The 20,171-nt window shown below is 72.7% G+C and carries 15 protein-coding genes; 8 read left to right on the top strand and 7 right to left on the bottom strand.

Translation table 11 applies throughout. From position 1 onward, the window contains the following. Nucleotides 1-57 precede the first annotated feature (57 nt). The gene (locus tag RAN62_RS03655; RefSeq protein WP_305782973.1) at nt 58-978 is read left to right on the top strand and encodes a 2-hydroxyacid dehydrogenase; all 921 of its coding nucleotides are present in this window, start codon (nt 58-60) and stop codon (nt 976-978) included. Here RAN62_RS03655 and RAN62_RS03650 read toward each other — a convergent pair. Next, nucleotides 953-1,336: a PH domain-containing protein gene (locus RAN62_RS03650; protein WP_305782972.1), complete on the bottom strand. Its 384-nt coding sequence runs from the start codon at nt 1,334-1,336 to the stop codon at nt 953-955. The two genes, RAN62_RS03655 and RAN62_RS03650, sit on opposite strands and share 26 nt — an antisense overlap. A gap of 60 nt (nt 1,337-1,396) precedes the next feature. On the opposite strand from RAN62_RS03650, the gene RAN62_RS03645 reads away from it, so the two are divergent. From RAN62_RS03645 to RAN62_RS03630, 4 genes are all read left to right on the top strand, one after another. Beyond that, the gene (locus RAN62_RS03645; protein WP_305782971.1) at nt 1,397-2,482 is read left to right on the top strand and encodes a WD40/YVTN/BNR-like repeat-containing protein; all 1,086 of its coding nucleotides are present in this window, start codon (nt 1,397-1,399) and stop codon (nt 2,480-2,482) included. Beyond that, nucleotides 2,482-2,757, top strand: a complete 276-nt coding sequence (locus RAN62_RS03640) for a ubiquitin-like small modifier protein 1 (protein WP_305782970.1) — start codon at nt 2,482-2,484, stop codon at nt 2,755-2,757. The genes RAN62_RS03645 and RAN62_RS03640 overlap by 1 nt, the downstream gene beginning before the upstream one ends. A gap of 184 nt (nt 2,758-2,941) precedes the next feature. Next, complete coding sequence (locus RAN62_RS03635; protein ID WP_305782969.1) at nt 2,942-4,138, top strand: MFS transporter; 1,197 nt, start codon at nt 2,942-2,944, stop codon at nt 4,136-4,138. A gap of 285 nt (nt 4,139-4,423) precedes the next feature. Next, entirely contained in the window at nt 4,424-7,015 is a 2,592-nt protein-coding gene (locus tag RAN62_RS03630; protein ID WP_305782968.1) for a putative bifunctional diguanylate cyclase/phosphodiesterase, read from the top strand. A 138-nt stretch (nt 7,016-7,153) separates the two neighbouring features. On the opposite strand, the gene RAN62_RS03625 is transcribed toward RAN62_RS03630, so the two are convergent. From RAN62_RS03625 to RAN62_RS03605, 5 genes are all read right to left on the bottom strand, one after another. Beyond that, nucleotides 7,154-8,173 (bottom strand): LacI family DNA-binding transcriptional regulator, encoded by a 1,020-nt coding sequence (locus tag RAN62_RS03625; protein ID WP_305782967.1) that lies wholly within the window; start codon nt 8,171-8,173, stop codon nt 7,154-7,156. Nucleotides 8,174-8,233: 60 nt separating this feature from the next. Beyond that, entirely contained in the window at nt 8,234-9,577 is a 1,344-nt protein-coding gene (locus RAN62_RS03620) for a methionine--tRNA ligase (RefSeq protein WP_305782966.1), read from the bottom strand. 324 nt (nt 9,578-9,901) lie between these two features. Then, nucleotides 9,902-11,092 (bottom strand): FAD-dependent monooxygenase, encoded by a 1,191-nt coding sequence (locus RAN62_RS03615; protein WP_305782965.1) that lies wholly within the window; start codon nt 11,090-11,092, stop codon nt 9,902-9,904. Between the two features lie 146 nt (nt 11,093-11,238). After that, a complete protein-coding gene (locus RAN62_RS03610; protein ID WP_305782964.1) occupies nt 11,239-11,976 on the bottom strand; it encodes a PadR family transcriptional regulator in 738 nt (245 codons plus the stop codon). 121 nt (nt 11,977-12,097) lie between these two features. Further along, nucleotides 12,098-12,712: a TetR/AcrR family transcriptional regulator gene (locus RAN62_RS03605; RefSeq protein WP_305782963.1), complete on the bottom strand. Its 615-nt coding sequence runs from the start codon at nt 12,710-12,712 to the stop codon at nt 12,098-12,100. 90 nt (nt 12,713-12,802) lie between these two features. Between RAN62_RS03605 and RAN62_RS03600 the strand changes: the two genes are divergently transcribed. Next, on the top strand, nt 12,803-13,552 hold the full coding sequence (locus RAN62_RS03600) for an SDR family NAD(P)-dependent oxidoreductase (RefSeq protein WP_305782962.1): 750 nt from the start codon (nt 12,803-12,805) through the stop codon (nt 13,550-13,552). Between the two features lie 349 nt (nt 13,553-13,901). Here RAN62_RS03600 and ilvD read toward each other — a convergent pair whose 3' ends face one another. Beyond that, complete coding sequence (ilvD, locus tag RAN62_RS03595; protein WP_305782961.1) at nt 13,902-15,749, bottom strand: dihydroxy-acid dehydratase; 1,848 nt, start codon at nt 15,747-15,749, stop codon at nt 13,902-13,904. A 149-nt stretch (nt 15,750-15,898) separates the two neighbouring features. Between ilvD and RAN62_RS03590 the strand changes: the two genes are divergently transcribed. Together RAN62_RS03590 and RAN62_RS03585 are read left to right on the top strand one after the other, a co-directional pair. Continuing rightward, on the top strand, nt 15,899-18,187 hold the full coding sequence (locus RAN62_RS03590) for a putative bifunctional diguanylate cyclase/phosphodiesterase (protein WP_305782960.1): 2,289 nt from the start codon (nt 15,899-15,901) through the stop codon (nt 18,185-18,187). A gap of 151 nt (nt 18,188-18,338) precedes the next feature. Beyond that, entirely contained in the window at nt 18,339-20,168 is a 1,830-nt protein-coding gene (locus RAN62_RS03585; RefSeq protein ID WP_305782959.1) for an acetolactate synthase large subunit, read from the top strand. Nucleotides 20,169-20,171: the final 3 nt, after the last annotated feature.

Raw genomic sequence — 20,171 nt, 5'->3', positions numbered from 1 at the left:
TGGGACGTCCGGCACACCCGCGGGACGCGGGCGCCGGGCCGGACTACCGTTCATCGGGTGAAGGTTTGGATCGCGCACGAGCGGGGCCGTGGCCTCCTGGGCGAGCTGCCCGCCGGCGTCGAGGTGGAGGTCTGCCGCGACGCCACGGCCTGGCCCTCCGACCCCGCGGAGGTCGAGTTCTGGGTGCCGCCGTTCGCGTCGGTCGGCCGGGCCGCCGACCAGCTGCCCAAATTCGCCGGCCTGCAGGTGGTCCAGCTGCTGTCCGCGGGCGCGGACGCGTGGGTGGATCAGATTCCCGATGACGTACGCCTCTGCGACGCCCGTGGCGTCCACGACAAGCCCGTCGCCGAGTGGGTCGTCGGCGCGGCGATCAGCTCGCTGCGCCAGTTCCCGGGGCTGGTCCTGGCCCAGGCGCGCGGTGAGTGGGCCACGCCCGGGGCGTCGCGGGAGCTCACCGGCAAGCGCGTGCTGATCGTGGGTGCGGGCTCGATCGGCCGGGCGGTCGAGGAGCACCTGGCGCCCTTCGGGGTGACGATCACCCGCGTGGCGCGCACGGCCCGGCCCAAGCAGGGCGTGCACGGAGTGGAGGAGTTGCCCCGGCTGCTGCCCGACGCCGAGGTGGTCGTGCTGCTCGTGCCGCTGACCGAGCAGACCCGGGGGCTGGTCGACGCGGCGTTCCTGGCGGCGCTGCCGGACGGGGCTCTGCTGATCAACGCCGCCCGGGGTCCGGTCGCCGACACCGCGGCGCTGGTCACCGAGCTGGCCACCGGCCGCATCGCGGCGGCGCTCGACGTCACCGATCCCGAGCCGCTGCCGCCGGGTCACCCGCTGTGGCAGCTGCCCAACGTGCTGATCACCCCGCACATCGGCGGCTCGGTCGCGGGTCTGCTGCCCCGGGCCTATGGGCTGGCGGGCGACCAGCTCCGGCGCTACGCCGCGGGAGAGCCGTTGATCAACGAGGTGACTCAGGGTTATTGAGCTCCTGACCGCCGGCGGCGAGGACGGCGGGCAGGTTGTCCTGCGTCACGGCCGTGAGCTCCACCGCGTTGCCGTCGTTGAGCAGGGCCTGGATGCGGCCGTTGGCGTCCGGCGCCAGCTCGATGACGCGGGACCACGCGATGTCGGTGCTGCCGAAGAGCGCCCGCACCTTGAGGCCCTCCGGCGTCACGTCGGTGCCCGCCCGCCACGCCCAGACGATGACGGCGAGGGGGATCAGCAGCAGCGGCGCGAGCTCCCACTTGGCGCCGGCGAAGGGCACGGCGCCCACGAACGCGATGACGGCGGCGATGACGAGTGCGCCGGACCGGCGTACGCGGAAGACGGGTTTCCTGCTCACATTCCCATCCTCGCACTCGCGTCACGCGGATCTGTCGTACCCCCGGCGGATACTGCCTCCATGACAGTTCACCTCGCCATCGGCACCCAGAAGGGCCTTTTCCTGGCCACCTCCACCGACGACCGGCGCAGCTGGGAGATCAGCCCCGCGCATCACGCGGGCCTCGGCATCTACTCCGTGGCTTTCGACACCCGGGGGCCCACCGTCCGCGTGCTCGCGGGCTTCGAGAGCTCCCACTTCGGGCCGAGCGTCGCCGTGACGGACGACCTCGGGCAGAGCTGGCAGGAGCCCGAGAAGGCGCCGCTCGCCTTCTCCGCCGGGGAGGAGGCCGCCGTCGAGCGCGTGTGGCAGCTCGTGCCGGCCGGCCCCGAGCAGCCCGGCGTGGTCTATGCGGGCACGCAGCCGTCCGCGTTGTGGCGCTCGGCCGACGGCGGCCTGACCTTCGAGCTGATCCGCGGCCTGTGGGACCACCCGCACCGCCCGGAGTGGGGCGCGGGCTTCGGCGGCCAGGCCATCCACACGATCCTGCCCCACCCCGCCGACCCGTCACGGCTGCTCGTGGCCATGTCGACCGGCGGGGTCTATCGCACCACCGACGGCGGCGCGACATGGGCGCCGGCCAACCGGGGCATCAAGGCCGCCCACCAGCCCGATCCGTGGCCCGAGTTCGGCCAGTGCGTCCACAAGGTCGCCCGCGACGCCGCCGACCCCGACCACTATTACGCCCAGAACCATCACGGCGTCTATCGCACGACCGACGGCGGCGACAGCTGGCAGTCGATCGCGAACACGCTGCCCGCCGACTTCGGCTTCCCGATCGTCGCCCACCCGGCCCGGGGCGGCACGCTGTGGAATTTCCCGCTTGTCGCCGACAGTCAGCGCCAGCCCGTCGACCTGCGGTGCCGCGTCTTCCGGTCGACGGACGCGGGGGACACGTGGGAGCCGCAGCAGTCGGGCCTCCCGCAGGACCCCTACTACCCGGTGGTCCTCCGCGACGCCATGTGCACCGACAACGCCGACCCCGCGGGTGTCTACTTCGGCAGCCGGGCCGGCGAGGTCTATGCCAGCCGCGACGAGGGCGAGACGTGGAGCACGGTGGCCGCGCACCTGCCCGACGTGCTCTGCGTGCGGGCGGTGGCCGTCTGATGCCGACGATCCTGGTGCCCGGGGTGCTCCGCGCCGAGGCGGGCGGCGAGTCGCACCTCACGGTGGCGGCGGAGGGATCGCTGCGCGCGGTGCTGGACGAGATCGGGGCGCGGTGGCCGCAGCTGGAGCGGCGGGTGCGCGACGAGAAGGGCGAGGTCCGGCGCTATGTGAACGTCTATGTCGACGGGGAGGACGCGCGGCGGACGGGGGGCCAGGAGACGGCGGTGAGCGCGGGCGCGGAGATCCAGATCCTGCCGTCGGTCGCGGGCGGCTGAGCGGCGGGCGGTCGGCGGCGGTCGGGCGGACGGCGGGATCGGTGGCTTGGGCGGTGTCCGATGAAAACCATTTGACAGGCCACATATTCTGATCCTCCGTGCCTGCGGACGGTCGGATCGGTAGGACAGCCGGTCGGTCGTGAGTCGCGAGGGGGCCCAGCCCTCTCCCGACTCAGGAGTTTCGATGCGCCGGGCACCTGCCCTCTCCTTCCTGCTCGTCACCGTCTTCGTCGACATGCTCGGGCTCGGCCTGATCGTGCCGATCGTGCCGGCCCTCATGACGGCCGTGACCGCGGATCCGGCCGCGGCCGTGTTCTGGTCCGGTCTGCTCGGGTCGACCTTCGGACTGTTGCAGTTCGCCGTCGCGCCGCTGCTCGGGCGGCTCGCCGATCGCTACGGCCGGCGGCCCGTCCTGCTCACGGCGCTGGCCTGCCTCGGCGCCGACTGGCTCGCCCACGCCACCGCGACCACCCCGTGGACCCTGCTGATCGTCCACGCCCTCGCCGGGGCGTGCGCGGGCACGACGACAGTGGTCAACGCCTACATCGCGGATGTCACCGAGCCCGGCGACCGCGCCCGGGCCTACGCGCTGATCGGCTCGGCCTTCGGGCTGGGCTTCGTCGCCGGCCCGACGATCGGCGGCCTGCTCGGGGCGGTCGACGTGCGGTTGCCGTTCTTCGCGGCGGCGGGCCTGTCGCTGGCCAACGTGGCGTACGGCTGGTTCGTCCTGCCCGAGTCCCGCCCCGGCGACCGCACGACCCCGCTGACCCTGCGCACGGCCAACCCGGTCGCCGCCGTCCTCGGCGTCCTGCGCAGGCCGCTGCTCGGGCGCCTCGCCCACGCCCGCCTGTGGGCCGACATCGCGCGGATGACGCACCAGTCGATCTGGACCTTCTTCCTCGCCACCCGGTTCGGCTGGAACACCGCCCACATCGGCCTGGTCATGGCCGCGTCCGCCCTGGCCGGCGCGATCTTCCAGGCCCGCGCCACCGGCCCGGTCGTCCACCGGCTCGGTGACAAGCGCGCCGCCGTGGCGGGCACATTGATCAGCGCCGGAACGCTCGGCGCCATCGCGGTCGTCTCCGAGCCGTGGATGCTCTACGTCGTCCAGGCCGTCGCCGTGCTGGGCTCGATCGGCGGCGCGGCGGCCCAGTCGTGGATCTCCCGCCACGTCGGCGCCGGCGAGCAGGGCACCGTGCAGGGCGCGCTGACCAGCATCGGCGCGGCGGCCGAGATGCTCGTGCCGATCGTGGCCGGCACGGTCTTCGGCTGGTCGCTGACGCACGGGGGCCCGGGGCTGGTCTTCGCCGGGGCGGCCGCGTGCACGGCGATCTCCGCCGTGTTGCTCGCCACGACACCGCCCTTGACGCCGGCCGGCTGACAAGAGCGCCGGCCGGCTGACGAAAGCGTCGGCCGGACAACGGTGACCCGCCGGAACAGCCCGGCGGCCGCGCGCGGGGCGGGACCACCCACCCCGCCGGGCGGCCGCCAGTCCCGGCCGGGTTGCTTTTGTCGCGCTTGCCGCCCGTACTCGGAAAAAGAGCGTCCATACCAGACCGTCCGGCCCTGCCAAGCCTGACAGGCCACACGTAACCTGTCCGGGGGACGATCGTTACCCCTCGTGGACCGTCCCTGTCAGCCCCTGCCCCACAGAGGATTCGTCACCGTGGCCGTGCCGCCCCTCGCGCGCCCCGCTTTTCTCGCAGTCCCGCTGGTCAGTGCCCTGGTGCTGGCCGCGGGCATCGCCGGGCTGGTGCCCGGGCTCGCCGCCGTCGCCGCCGGAGCCGGCCTCGCGTCCGTCTTCGCGGCCGCCGTGCTCTGGCGCACCGCCCTCGCCATCCACCGTGACTCGGGGGTCTTCGCCGCCTGCCGCGGTGCCGGCTTCATCGGGTGCGGCGCGCTCGGCCTGGCGCTGACGTGCGGCATCCTGCTCTGGTACCCGCCGGGCGTCGCCTTCTGGGCGCCGGGCGGCATCGTGGTTTCCGGCGCCTTCTTCGTCCTCGGCACGATGCTGCTGCCCGGCGCGGCCACCACGATCACGACCCGGCTGCGGCGGCTCTTCGACGGGCTGGGGCTGGGGGTGAGCATCGGCTTCGCGGCGTACCTGCTGACGCCGATGCCCGACACCCCCTACTCCGCGCTGGCCTGCACCTTCGTCACCGCGACGGCGATCTCCATGGTGATCGTCATCGTGCTGCGGGCCCGGGTGCACCGGGGCGCGGCGCTGCGCTGCGGGGCCGGCGTGGTCATGGCCCTCATCGCCGTCTGCATCATCGCCAACCTGGTCCTGTCGCACATCGGCGGCTGGCTGCCGCCGTTCTTCGCGCTCTTCGTCGTGGCGGGTCTCACGCTGAGCGCCGAGGGCGGCTCGCGCAACGACGACCCGGGACGCCCCAAGCCCGCCGGCCCCGACCAATATCTGTCGAGCTACCCGCTGCTCGCCGTCCCGGCCGCCGTCGGCGTGGGCGCGGCCGCGTTCCACCTGCTCACGGTCGGGGACTTCGACCGGTTCGCGATAGTGCTGGGCCTGTCCATGGTGGCCCTGCTCACCATGCGCGAGCTGCTCGTCGTCAAGGACATCCGGCAGTACACGCGGCGGCTCATGACCAAGGAAGCCCACTTCCGGTCGCTGGTCGCCGGCGCCACCGACCTGACGCTCGTGCTCGACGACCGGCTCACGATCAAGTGGCAGTCGCCGGCCGCCGCGCGGCTCTTCGGGCTGGCCGACAGTGAGGTCGTCGGCCGGACGTTCCTCGAGCTGATCCACCCCGACGACGCCCCGGGCGCCCGCGCGGGCATCGAGGCGCTGCTGGAGGGTGAGCACCACGACGGCCCGCCGGCGCTGCTCAACGCCCGGCTGCGCGACGGGCACGGGATCTGGCGCGACACCGAGTCCACGGTCGCCGACCAGCGCGGCGTGCCCGAGGTGGCCGCCCTGGTGGTGCACGTCCGCGACGTCGGTGAGCGGCGTCACCTGGAACGCACGCTGCACCGCCTGTCCTACACCGACCAGCTCACCGGGCTGGCCAACCGGCGGGCGCTGATGCGGGACCTGCTCGAGTTCCGGCGCCGCGCCGGGCAGCAGGGCACGCTGCTCGTCATCGACCTGCACGGACTGGCCGAGACCAACGACAGCCGCGGCCGCGAGACCGGCGACGCCGTGCTCATCGAGGTCGGCCGCCGGATCAAGGCCCTGCTCGGCGCCGACGACGTCCCGGCCCGGCTCGGCGGCGACGAGTTCGCGGTGCTCACGACCGACGGCGCGGTGCTGGCCTATGCGCTGGCCACCCGGATCGTCACCGCGCTGGTCGAGCCCTATCAGCTGCCGGGGGCCATCGTCCAGCTGCACACCAGCATCGGGCTCGCGGAGCTGGCCGGCGGCAAGGACTCGGACGAGGTGCTGCGCCACGCCGACCTGGCCCGCAAGCGCTCGCGCCAGCTGGGCACCGACCGCGTCGAGTGGTACGACACCGACGTCGAGATCCAGCTCCACCGCCGCATGGACCTCGAACGCGAGCTCCTCGGCGCCGCCGACCGCGGCGAGCTCGACCTGGTCTTCCAGCCCGTCACGAGCCTGCGCGACCGCCGCCCCGCCGGCGTCGAGGCCCTGCTCCGCTGGCGCCACCCGCGCCTCGGCACGATCCTGCCGGTCGAGCTGCTGCCGATCGCCCGGGCCGTCGGCTGCGCGGCCGAGCTCGACGAGTGGGTCCTCGACGCGGCCTGCCGCCACCTCGCCGGCTGGTCCCCCGGCGACGCCTGGCTCTCGGTCAACGTCGCCCCGCGCGAGCTGCTCACCGCCCGCTTTCCCGAGCACGTCGCGGAGATCCTCGCCCGGCACGCCATCGCCCCGGAACGCCTGGTCGTCGAGGTCCAGGAGACGTGGGTGGCCGAGGACGTGCCCGCGATCGTGGCCGCGCTGGCCGCGCTGCGCAAGCTCGGCGTCCGCGCGGCGCTCGACGACTTCGGCGCGGGCAGCGCATCCCTCGCGCACCTGCGGCGGCTCCCGGTCGACATGCTCAAACTCGACCAGACGCTGGTCAACCAGCCGCCGCAGCCGGGCACGACGCCCGCGGTGATCGACGTCGTGGTCAGCCTGGGGCGGCGGCTCGGGCTGGAGATCGTCGCGAAGGGCCTCGAGACCGCCGACCAGATCGAGCGGGCCGCGCAGGCCGGGTGCCACTACGGGCAGGGGTTCGCGCTGGGACGGCCCGCTCCCGCCGAGCGGACCGAGGCCTATCTGGAAAATCACCGAGCATGAGTACGAGCTAGGCCCGCAACAACCGCAGCCGTGGGGCGACCGTGGCTGCCGCCCGGCTGAGTGGGTGGTCCCGCTCCGCGCGCAGCCGCCGGGCTGTCCCGGCGGGTCACCGGTCTGGCGTCAGCGCCGGCGCGGCAGTCAGGGCTTGGGCGGCGCGGTGCTCAGCCGGGGGGTCAGATGCGCTGGGATCTCCTCCGCGTCCACGACCGGCTCCCCGGCGATGGCGGCGAGAAGCTGCCGCGCGGCGTGCGCCCCGTAAGCGGTCACATCCCGGGTCAGCGCCGTCAGCGGCGGATGCACCAGCGAGCACAGCGGCGAGTCGTCCCACGCCACGATCGACAGGTCGGCCGGCACGGACAGCCCCATCTCCTGGGCCACCGACAGCCCCGCCACGGCCATGACGTCGTTGTCGTAGATGATCGCCGTCGGCCGGTCCGGGCCGGAGAGCAGCGTGCGCGTGGCCCGCGTGCCCTCCTCCCCGGTGTAGTCGGACGGCACCGTGACCGCCGCGGGCAGCCCGAGCGCCGCGCACGCCTCGGCGAACGCCCGGGTCCGCGTCTGCGTGTGCACCATCTCGGGCGGCCCGCCGACCCGGGCGATGCGCCGGTGACCGAGACCGATCAGGTGCGCCACGGCGTCGCGGATCGGGCCGGCGTTGTCCGAGCGGACCTGCGGCAGCCGCCCGGTGTCGCCCGGCCCGCCGATGACCACGGCCGGCAGCTGCAGCTCGTCGAGCACCGGGATGCGGATGTCATTTTCCCGGAGGTCGGTGACGAACACCCCGTCGACGCGGCGCTCACCCCACCAGCGGCGATAGACCTCGATCTCGGTCTCCGGGCTCTGCACCACCTGGAGCATCAGCGCGTAGGACCGGGCCGCCAGCTCCTGCTCGAAGCCGCTGATCAGGCCCATGAAGAACGGCTCGAGGCTGAGCATCCGCGCCGGCCGGCACAGCGTCAGCCCGACGGCCCGCGCGCTCGCCCCGGAGAGCGCCCGCGCGGCACTGTTGGGATTGAAGCCGATCTCCCGGGCGATCGCCACGATGCGCTGCCGGGTCGCCTCGGAGACGCCCGGCTGGCCGTTGAGCGCGTAGGACACGGCGCCCTTGGACACCCCGGCGCGCCGGGCGATGTCCGCGATCGTGGGGCGTTTGACCATGACGGCTCCGGAAGCTGCGTGGGGGAGACTCCACGCTACCGTGCCGGTAAAGCCCCCCGATCATGGCCGCAGCTTCGCGAAGACCGGCGACGGCGGATCCTGGAACGTGATCTGGGCCCGCAGGCGCTCGGCGGCGCCCGGGAGCAGGGGTGTCAGCTGCTCGACGATCGAGTGGCATTGCCGGAGCAGCTCGGTGATCACCTCGGTGCGGCGCGGCTCGTCCAGCTGCCACGGGCGTTCGGCCTCGACCAGCTGGTTTCCGCGCGCGACCCCGTCGAGGACGGCCAGGCAGAGAGCCCGGAAGTCGTGCCCGATTTGTTCGTGACGCTGATCAAAAGCTGAGCGGGCCCCGTACCGATGCGCCAGCGTCACCGTCCGATGCACCAGGTTCCCGACGCCGTGGGCGAGATCACTGTCGTGCCGGTGGATCAGCCGGTCGACGGTGAAGTCGGTGTCGCCCAGCGGGGCCACGTCGCGCAGCAGCCACCAGCGGACGGCGTCGGTCCCGTACGTGGCGGCGAGCTCGACCGGATCGACGGCGTTGCCCGCGCTCTTCGCCAGCTTCGCGCCGCTCACGGTCAGATAGTCGTGCACCAGGATCGTGGTCGGCAGCGGCTCCCCGGCGGCGAGCAGCAGCGCCAGCCAGTGCACCGCGTGGAAGCGCACGATGCCCTTGCCGACCACGTGCACCCGCTCGCCGGCGCCGGCCCAGGCCGCCGGGTCGGCCGTCAGATAGTTGGCCAGCGCGTCCCACCAGACGTAGATCACCTGGCCGGGGTCGCCGGGCACCGGAATGCCCCAGCCGCCGGCGCGGGCCGCGGGGCGGGAGACGCTGATGTCCTCGAGCCCCGCCCGCACGAAGGCCAGCACCTCGTTGCGCCGGGCCGCGGGCTCGACCGTGACCGTGCCGTCCTCCAGGAGCGCGAGGATCCGCTGCTCATAGCGGCTCAGCCGGAAGAACCAGTTCTCCTCCCGTACGGTCTCCAGCGGCGCGTCATGCTCGTCACAGCTGTCCTTGAACTGCTCGCACCCGAGGCAGTAGCTCCCCGTGTACGAGCGCCGGTAGAAATCCCCGGCGGAACGCTGCCACAACTCGGCGACCTTGACGCGGTGCCGCTCCTCGGAGGTGCGGACGAAGTCGTCGAAGGACAACCCCAGCGGCTCCTTCAACGCGGCGAAACGGTCACCGTTCGCGGCGACGAAAGCCCCGACGGGTACGCCGGCCCGGCGCGCGGCGGTGACGTTCTTGAGCGCGTTGTCGTCCGTACCGGTCAGGAAGCGCACTTTCTCCCCGCGGGCCCGGCGCTGCCTCGCGAGCACGTCGGCCTGGACGAGCTCGAGGGCGTGGCCGAGGTGCGGGGCCGCGTTGACGTACGGGATCGCGGTGCTGACGAAGAAGGACATGACTGCTCCTCACGCCCGCCCACGAGCCGGAGTCCCCGCCGCGTGGGCGGGGACTCGTGGCTACTGCACGCCAGAGGGCCCCGCGAGGGGGCGCATCATGACGGCGTGACTGGACATGGCCCGCAGCTTGCCGCGCCCGCGTCCGGCCGTCCAGCGGATTCAGGGGCTGTCTCGACGTGGTAGCCGGGCTGCGGCGGGCCCGGACGCCGCCTGGCCGCACGCCGCGATCACCCACATCCAACACCGGGATGCGGGCGACCACGGCGCACACCCAGCCAACGCCTGGGCCTCGCCTCGCCGGCGCCCCCCACGTCGAGACAGCCCCTAGACCCCCACCCGCTCGTCCCAGTCGATCCGGTAGCGCAGGGCCGGAGCCAGCGTCCGCTCCGGCTTCATCGCCGTCCGCAGCAGCACCCGCATCATGAGCGGCATGAGCGCCCGCCCGACCGCGCCGGGCGCCTTGGTCTGGTTGACCCGGGCGGCGCGGGCGGCGATGCCTTCGACCCGCCTGCGGCGCAGTTGCTCGTACGCCCGGAAAGCGCCCGGCAGTTCGTTAACGTCCCGCAGACAGCGCGCGAGCTGGATCGCGCTTTCGACGGCCAGCGACGCGCCCTGCCCCGAGCTGTTGGACGGCGCGTGGACGGCGTCGCCCACGAGCACCATCCGGCCGCGGTGCCAGTGCGGCACCGGCGGCATGATGTGCAGCGCCCCGTTGACCTGCAGGGAGGCCGGGTCGGTCCCGCTGATCAGCTCCCCGCCGGGCACATCGTCGCCGTACGTCTTCCGCAGCACCGCCGCCCACTCGGCGACCGGAACCTGCCGCGCCTCGGTCAGCGACATCGGCGCGGGCCGGGGCAGGTTGATGCCGTAGCCGGTGCCGCCCCCGGGCGTGGCCCAGTAGAGGTAGTACGCGCGTTCCCCGAAGGCGAACACCATCGTCCGCTCGTCGCTGTCCACCTCGACCGGCGCCCAGCCCTCGAAGGCCAGCATTCCCGTGTACGCGGGCCCGGGCGCCTGGGGATCGATCAGCTCCCGCACCACGGAGTGCACGCCGTCCGCCCCGACGAGCACGTCCGCCGTGGCCTCCGACCCGTCCCGGAACACGGCCGTGACCGAGCGCTCGTCCTCGCGGGCGGCGGTCAGGTGCTTGCCGTGCTCGAACCGGACGCCGCTCGCGATCGCCCGCTCCCGCAGGATCCGGGACACCTCGGCTCGCGTGATCGCCTGGTAGGACCCGGCGCCGGGCAGCCCGGGCAGCTCGACGCGCCGGTCGCCCAGGGCCATGACCTGCCGGTCGAGCCGCTGGCCGGTCTGCTCGACGGCGTCCCCGGCCCCGAGCAGGTGCAGGGCCGCCACGCCGTTGGGGGCCAGCGCGATCGTGCCGCCGGTGAACTCGTCGCGGACGGGATGCCGCTCGTAGACGGTCGCCTCGATCCCGGCCTTGTGCAGGGCCAGGGCCACCGCGGGCCCGGCGATGCCGCCACCGATCACGGCGGCGGTCCGTACTGCGCTCATGTCTCCTCCTGTGCGCTCGATCGCGCCACGGGGAGACCCGGATACTCTTGGCTTGCCGCTCGCGAGCCGGGGTCCTCGTGGCATCGGTTTCGTGGGTCCAGGTCCTGGCGGGGTGCTGCAACACCTCGCCAGGACCGCTCTCTGTCTCAGCCGGTCGTCTCCGGCCTGATGCTCTCGTTCTCCTCTTTCGCCGGGGCGACGTCTTTTGCCGCGGGCTCGGCGTCTGTTGTCGCGGGCTCGGCTTTTTCTGTCGCCGGCCACGCCAGCTGGGCGATGTCGGAGGGCATCTCGCCGGTCTCGTGGAAGCGCCGCCACTGCCCGATCCAGGGCTCGGCGCCGGCCTCGAGCTCGCCGAGGAACCCCCGCATCCAGGCCGCCTCCGCCGTGAGCAGCGCCCGGTCGTACTCCTCCTCGATCAGGAACAGCCGCGGCACCGTCGCGCCGAACTCCGCGAGCGTCGCCTCCACCGTGGCCAGCGCCGCCTCGACCCCGTCGAGCCGCCGGCGGAGCAGGGCGGCCACCTCGTCCGGCCCGAGCAGCGACATCACGGACAGCCCGGCCCGGAACCGCGGGAACTCCCGCTCCGCGACGGACAGCAGCTCCCGGGTCCAGTCGACGAGTTCGGCCCGCCCCTCGTCGGTGATCCGGTAGACCGTGCGCTCCGGCCGCCGCCCCTCACGCGCGCTGCCGACCTCGGCCAGCAGCCCGTGCTTGGCCAGGTTGCGCACGACGGTGTAGAAGGACCCCCACTTGATCTGGAGGTCCTGCTCCTTGCCCCAGCCGCGCAAGGTGCCCGCCATCTCGTACGGATGCATGTCGCGGAACGCCACGGCGGACAGCACCCCGAGGGCGGTCAGGTTCGCCACCCGTCGTCGCTTGGCCATGTCGACTCCTCGCATCCGATTACTCGCCTACGAGTATGCGCCGGGCGCGCAGTCCCGTCAAAGACGCGTATCCGACGGGCCCGTGTCAGCGGGCCGTTCCGGGCGGGCCGTTTCCGGCGGCTCAGCGGCCGGCGGCGGGCCAGTTCTGCACGGCGAAGTCGGCCACTTGCTGGAGCTCGTCGCGGCTCGCGCCCCCGGCGGCCTGGACACCGATGCCATTCGCCGTGGTCATGAGATAGCGGGCGAGCACGTCCGGATCGGCCTCCGCCGGCAGGTCACCCTCGGCGACGGCTCGCCGGAACCGGTCGCTCAGCCGGGCCCGGTCGGCGGCGGCCCACTCGTCGAGCGACGCGCGCAGCGCCTCGGCCAGGTGCGGGGCGGCCACATAGCCCTGCACGCCCAGGCAGCCGGTCGGCCCGTCGAATTGCGTCGACGCGTGGACCGAGCCGGTGAGATAGGCCCGGGCGACCTCGCGGGCGGTCGGCTCGAGCACCGCGCGGGTGGCATAGGCGGCGGGTCCCTCGCGGTAGCGCTCCAGGGCCCGGCGGAACAGCTCGTCCTTGGAGCCGAAGGCCGCGTAGAGGCTGGTCTTGGTGATGCCCATGGCCCGGGTCAGGTCGGTCAGGCTGACGCTGTCGTAGCCGTGCCGCCAGAAGACGAGCATGGCCTGCTCGAGGGCCTCGTCGATGTCGAACTCACGCGGCCGGCCGATCGGCGCTCGCTGCTGGGCTTCCACGCGTCGATCCTACCCCTTCTGTTCTAGGCGGAACAGAACTGCTACGGTTCTGTTCTGTTCCGACCGGAACATAACTATGGGGAGGTCGCAGTGGGTTCACTCAAGGGAAAGACCGCCGTCGTCACCGGAGGCGGCACGCACGGCATCGGCCGGGCCACCGCGGCGCGGCTGGTGGCCGAGGGCGCGCACGTCTTCATCACGGGCCGGCGCAAGACCGAGCTCGACGACGCGGTCGAGGCCATCGGCGCCGGCGTCACGGCGATCCCCGGCGACATCACGGACGAGGCCGACCTCGACCGGCTGTACGACGCCGTCCGCGCCCGGGGCCGGGGCCTGGACGTGGTCTTCGCCAACGCCGCGGCGGCCTCGTTCGCCACGATCGAGCAGCTTGACGTGGCCGAGTTCCAGCGCATCTTCGACGTCAACGTCAAGGGCACCCTGCTGACCGTGCAGAAGGCGCTCCCGCTGCTCAACCCGGGCGCGTCGGTGATCCTCAACGCGTCGACCGCCGCCGACCACGGGACCGCGGCGTTCGGGGTCTACGCGGCGTCCAAGGCGGCGATCCGGTCCTTCGCCCGGACGTGGGCCGCCGAGCTGCGGCCCCGCGACATCCGGGTCAACGCCATCTCGCCGGGACCGATCGACACCTCGGGCATCACCGAGCTCGTCGGCGCGGAGAACGACGCCGCCTTCAAGGCCCGCGCGGGCGCCCGCATCGCGATGGGCCGCATGGGCCGCCCCGACGAGGTCGCCGCCACGGTCGCCTTCCTCGCCTCCGCCGACAGCAGCTTCATCCTCGGCGCCAACCTCTACGTCGACGGCGGCGAGAACCAGATCTGACCGCCCGCCGGGCCCGCCGCGATGCGGAGACTCGGCGACGTGTGCGCCTCGCCGTGGCCGACGACTGCGCCGGGGCGAGGTGGCGTGCAGTCCGGTCCGGTAGCGCGCGGTCCGGGCGAAGCGGCGTGCGGTCCGGGGCGAGGCGACGCTCCGGACCGGTCGTCACGGGCGTGCGGCGGCGGCGATCACTCTGCTGCGCGGAACCACCCCGGACAGCCCGGCAGCAGCGCGAGGGGCCCTGCCACGCACGCACCTCGGCGTCGCGGCAGGGCCCCTCGTGTGCTGTTGTCCGGCTCCGGCACGCGTACTCGAAAAAGCGGCGTGCGCGGCGAGAACCCGGCGGCAAGTCTTACTCGGGCACCCGCCGGTAGGCGCCGTCGCTCGCGCTCGTGGCCATGGACGCGTAGGCCCGCAGCGCCGCCGACACCGGGCGGGCGCGGTCGACCGGCGTGTAGGGCTTGGGCCGCTGCTCCTCCTCGTGGCGGCGCTGGGCCAGCTCCTCGTCGGAGACGTTGAGGGTGATGCTGCGGCCGGGGATGTCGATGGTGATCTCGTCGCCGGTGCGGACCAGGGCGATCAGCCCGCCGCCCGCCGCCTCGGGGGAGACGTGGCCGATCGACAGGCCGGACGTGCCGCCGGAGAAGCGGCCGTCGGTGATCAGCGCGCACGCCTTGCCGAGGCCGCGGCCCTTGAGGAAGCTCGTCGGGTAGAGCATCTCCTGCATGCCGGGCCCACCCTTGGGGCCCTCGTAGCGGATCACCACGACGTCGCCCTCGACAACCTGCTTGCCGAGGATGCCCTGCACCGCGTCGTCTTGGCTCTCGTAGACGCGGGCCGGGCCGGTGAACTTCCAGATCGACTCGTCGACGCCGGCGGTCTTGACGACGCAGCCGTCCGGGGCGAGGTTGCCGAAGAGGATGGCCAGCCCGCCGTCCGCCGTGTACGCGTGCTCGACCGACCGGATGCAGCCCGCCTCGCTGTCGGTGTCGAGCGTGGCCCAGCGGTTCTCCGTGCTGAACGGCTGCGTGGTGCGCACGCCGCCGGGAGCCGCGTGGAACAGCTCGAGGGCCTCGGGGCTGGGCGACCCGCCGCGGATGTCCCACGCGTCGAGCCAGCTGGTGAGGTCGGGGGAGTGCACGCTGCGCACGCCGGTCTTCAGCGCGCCGCCGCGGTTCAGCTCGCCGAGCAGGGCGGGGATGCCGCCGGCCCGGTGGACGTCCTCCATGTGGTACTTCGGGCTGTTCGGCGCGACCTTGCTCAGGCACGGCACCCGGCGCGAGATGGCGTCGATCTCGGTGACGCTGAAGTCGAGCCCGGCCTCGCGCGCGGCGGCCAGCAGGTGCAGCACCGTGTTGGTCGAGCCGCCCATCGCCACGTCGAGCGCGACCGCGTTCTCGAAGGCGTCGCGGTTGGCGATGCTGCGGGGCAGGACGCTCTCGTCGTTGTTCTCGTAGTACTGCTTGGCGATGTCGACGATCAGCGCGCCGGCCTTCTCGAAGAGGGCCTTGCGCGAGGCGTGCGTGGCCAGCGTCGAGCCGTTGCCGGGCAGGGCCAGGCCGATCGCCTCGGTCAGGCAGTTCATCGAGTTGGCGGTGAACATGCCGGAGCACGACCCGCAGGTCGGGCAGGCCGACCGCTCGATGGTGTCGAGCTGCTCGTCGGTGACGTTGTCGTTGGCGCTGGCGGACATCGCGTCGACGAGGTCGAGCTTCTCGTGGACGACGCCCTCGATCGCGATCGTCTTGCCGGCCTCCATCGGGCCGCCGGAGACGAAGACCGTCGGGATGTTGAGCCGGAGCGCGGCGATGAGCATGCCGGGCGTGATCTTGTCGCAGTTCGAGATGCAGACCAGGGCGTCGGCGCAGTGCGCGTTGACCATGTACTCCACGGCGTCGGCGATCAGCTCGCGGCTGGGCAGCGAGTAGAGCATGCCGCCGTGGCCCATGGCGATGCCGTCGTCGACCGCGATGGTGTTGAACTCGCGGCCCACCCCGCCGGCCTCGGCGATCGAGTCGGCGACGAGCCCGCCGAGGTCCTTGAGATGTACGTGCCCGGGGACGAACTGGGTGTAGCTGTTGGCAATCGCCACGATGGGCTTGCCGAAGTCGTTGTCGGTCATACCGGTGGCGCGCCACAGGGCGCGGGCGCCGGCCATCGTCCGACCGTGTGTCGAGGTCCGGGAACGCAGCTCTGGCATTGCTCCATACTGCCACCGGCTCCTCTCAGCGGCGGTGTGTCAGTAGTCATGCGTCCACTTCGCGGGACGCGATCTGGTTTCTTTCGGTTTTCCGCCGCGGGCAGGTAGAGCCCCTTCAAGAATTGATCGACATAGTGCAGAGTGTTCCCGTGCACTCACCGTCCGGCGTGGAGCTGGCCGGGCTGGCGAGCCTCCTGGCCGCGGTCCCGGCCGTCGCGCTGCTGGCCCGGTCCGGCCGGCAGCACACCGGCGCCGCCCGCCGCGCCCACCAGTTGCTCGCCCTGGGCGGGGCGATCGCCGCCGCGGCTGCGCTCGCCGGGCTGCTCAGCGCGCTGCAGACCCACAACCACCGGGCCCTGGGCCAGGCGGTGGCCGTGGCGACCGCGCTCGGCACGCTCACCCTGCTCACCGGCACGCTCATGCTCCCGGGCGCGGCGGAGGACCGGCGGGCGGCCCTGCGCCATCTGCTCGACGCGCTCATCATCGCCGCCGCGCTGTGGTTCGTGGGCGGGATCGCGGTCGGGACCAGGGTCGAGGCCTGTCTCGCGGTCCTGCTGCCGGCCGGGGTCACCGCGCTCGCCGTCGGCGTCACCACCATCCTGGCGATGCACGCACACCGGCCGCGGCACATCACGGTCCGGGTCGCCGCCGGGGTCACGGTCGTCGCCGTCGCGGCCACCGCCCTGTCCGCCGGCATCTGCCTGGAGAACAAGCTGCTCATGCTGGCGGGCGCCGTGCTGCTCCCGGCCGGGCTCCTGCTCATCGCGCACGCGGTGAAGATCGCGGACCGGCCGGTCACGATGACCGGCGACATCATTCAGCGCGGCTCCGGCTACGCCTTCGTGCCCATGGCCGCCATGGTCATCGCCGGCACCTACCAGGCCTTCACGGGCGGCGAGGTCACCGTGTACGGCTTCGCGGCCGCCTGCGTCGAGGGATTCGCTCTCGTCGGCCGCCAGTACCTGGCCCTGGGCGACGTCCGCAGTCACACCCTCGAGCTGCGCCGGCGCGAGGCGCACTACCGCGAACTCGCGCACACCGATCCGCTCACGGGGCTGGCCAACCGGCGTGGCCTCTTCCGGGCCCTGGCCGACAAGAGCGGCAGCACGCTCATCACCCTCGACCTCGACGGCTTCAAGAACGTCAACGACATGCGCGGTCACGACGTCGGCGACGCGGTGCTGGCCGAGGTGGGCGACCGGCTGCGGGCCAACCTGCGCGAGGGCGACGTGGCGGCCCGGCTCGGCGGGGACGAGTTCGCCGTGCTCATGGCGGGCACCCCGGAGGAGGCGATGACGGTCGGCAAGCGGCTGCTCGCGGTGCTGCGGGAGCCGTACGGCACAGTCTTTCTCTCCGCGAGCGTGGGCGTCGCGGCCGGCGGCGAGCTGATGCGCGACGCCGATCTGGCCCTGCGCTATGCCAAGCAGCGCGGCAAGAACCGCGTGGAGAGCTACGAGAAGCGCTTCGACGAGCTGCTGCGCCGGCACAGCGTGCTGGAGAACGAGCTGCGCCACGCCATCGAGCGCGATCAGCTGCGGCTGGTCTTCCAGCCGGTCGTCGCGCTGCCGTCCGTACGCCCGGTGGGTGGCGAGGCCCTCCTGCGCTGGACGCATCCGGAGCTCGGGGCCGTCCCGCCGGCGGAGTTCATCCCCGTGGCCGAGGAGTCGGACCTCATCTGCGAGCTCGGCGCCTGGGTCCTCGACCAGGCCTGTCGCCAGCTCGCCCAGTGGCTGCTGGCGGGGCACGACGTCTGGGTGTCGGTCAACCTCTCACCCAAGGAGCTGCACGCCCCGGACTACGCCTGCCGGGTCGCCGAGGTGCTCGACAGGTACGGCGTCCCGCCCCAGCGCATCGTGCTGGAGGTCACCGAGCACGCCGTCGCCACGGACCTCGACGAGCTGGTGCGGCGGCTGACCGAGCTGCGCTCGACGGGCGTACGCATCGCGCTCGACGACTTCGGCGCCGGGTACTCGTCCCTGGGGCAGCTGCGGAACCTGCCCGTGGACATCCTGAAGATCGACCATGCGCTGGTGGCCGAGCCCGAGTCGCGTACGGGCACCGCGGCGCCCCTGGTCGACGTGGTCGTCCGCCTCGGGCACCGCCTGGGGCTGGAGGTGCTGGCCGAGGGCATCGGGACGCCGGGGCAGCGCGACGTCGTCGAAGAAGCCGGATGCCGGCTGGGCCAGGGCTCCCTCTTCGGCTGGGGCGTGCCCGCCGAGCACTTCGAGGCCCAGCTCACCGCCCGGCAGACGGTGTCCCGGCCGGTCCCCAAAGCGCGGGCCGCCAATGTTTCGCCGAGCGCACCCGCCCGCAGCCAGATCGTCATGCTCGGACCGGGGATGCGGCAGGTCCGCGCGGTGCTGCCGACCGACCCGGCCTTTTCGAGTGACCAAGATGTGAGATCAGTTGACGCACAACGTGAGATGGGGCAGTCTTAGCCGCATGTGTTCGTCGTTCCTCGTAGTACTTAGTTGAGCGCGCTGCCCTCCACCGACTTCTGGGCAGTGCGCTAGGTCCCGTGCGAAAGCACGTGGGCCTTTTTTGTTGCGCGAGTAACGACATCCGAACCCGAACGAAGGCCGAATCGTCATGACGAGACCCACGCCCGAGACCCTCGCGAACCGTGCCACTCCCGCTACCGTCGCGGCCGCCGCCGCGGCCCCGTCCGTAGCCACGAGCCCGACCCCGGCCACCGGGGCGCAGTCGCTCGTGCGGTCGCTCGAGGCGCTCGGCGTCGACGTCGTGTTCGGCCTGCCCGGCGGGACGATCCTGCCGGCCTACGACCCGCTCTACGACTCGAAGGTGCGGCACATCCTGGTCCGCCACGAGCAGGGCGCGGGTCACGCCGCCACGGGCTACGCCCAGGCCACCGGCCGGGTCGGCGTGTGCATCGCCACCTCCGGCCCGGGCGCCACCAACCTGGTCACCGCGATCGCCGACGCGTACATGGACTCGGTGCCGATCGTGGCGATCACCGGGCAGGTCACGCGGGCCTCGATCGGCACGGACGCCTTCCAGGAGGCGGACATCCAGGGCATCACGCTCCCGATCACGAAGCACAACTTCCTGATCCAGACGCCGGAGGAGATCCCTCAGGTGCTCGCGGAGGCGTTCCACCTGGCGTCGACCGGCCGGCCCGGCCCGGTGCTGGTCGACATCCCCAAGGACGTGCAGCAGGCGCAGACCACGTTCGCCTGGCCGCCGGTGCTGGACCTGCCGGGCTACCGCCCCACCCTGCACCCGCACGGCAAGCAGATCCGCGAGGCGGCCCGGCTGATCGCCGCGGCCAAGCGCCCGGTGCTCTACGTGGGCGGCGGCGTGCTCAAGGCCGGCGCCACCGAGGGCCTGCGCAAGCTCGCCGAGCAGACCGGCATCCCGGTCGTCACCACGCTGATGGCGCTCGGCGCGTTCCCCGACTCGCACCCGCAGCACCTGGGCATGCCCGGCATGCACGGCACGGTCCCGGCGGTCTACGCGCTGCAGAAGGCCGACCTGCTGATCACGCTGGGCGCGCGCTTCGACGACCGGGTGACCGGCAAGCTCGACTCGTTCGCCCCGGACGCCAAGGTCGTGCACGCCGACATCGACCCGGCCGAGATCGGCAAGAACAGGCACGCCGACGTCCCGATCGTGGGCGACGCCCGGCACGTGATCGACGAGCTGATCGCCGCGGTGTCCGGCACGGCGACCGGCGCGGAGGCGTACAAGGCGTGGTGGTCCTCGCTCAACGACCTGCGCGAGCGCTACCCGCTCGGCTACGACGAGCCCGACGACGGCACGCTCGCCCCGCAGTACGTGATCGAGCGCATCGGCGAGATCGTCGGCCCGGACGCGATCTACGTGGCCGGTGTCGGGCAGCACCAGATGTGGGCGTCGCAGTTCATCAAGTACGAGAAGCCGGGCACCTGGCTCAACTCCGGCGGCGCCGGGACCATGGGCTATGCCGTGCCCGCGGCGATGGGCGCCAAGGTGGGCCGCCCGGAGACCGCGGTGTGGGCGATCGACGGCGACGGCTGCTTCCAGATGACCAACCAGGAGCTCGCGACCTGCGCGATCGAGGGCATCCCGGTCAAGATCGCGGTAATCAACAACGGCAACCTGGGCATGGTGCGCCAGTGGCAGACCCTGTTCTACGAGGGCCGCTACAGCAACACCGAGCTGGGTACGCACAAGCACCGCATCCCCGACTTCGTCAAGCTGGCCGAGGCGCTGGGCTGCATCGGGCTGCGCTGCGAGAGCAAGGCCGACGTGGACGCCACGATCAAGGCCGCCATGGAGATCAACGACCGCCCGGTGGTCATCGACTTCACGGTCGGCAAGGACGCCATGGTGTGGCCGATGGTCGCCGCCGGCACGAGCAACGACGAGATCATGTTCGCCCGGGACGTGCGCCCCGACTTCGACGAGGACGACCTGTGACCT

Source organism: Symbioplanes lichenis, from assembly GCF_030709675.1.
In the GTDB taxonomy this organism is placed as follows: domain Bacteria; phylum Actinomycetota; class Actinomycetes; order Mycobacteriales; family Micromonosporaceae; genus Actinoplanes; species Actinoplanes lichenis.
This window is presented reverse-complemented; position numbering and strand designations above follow the sequence as displayed.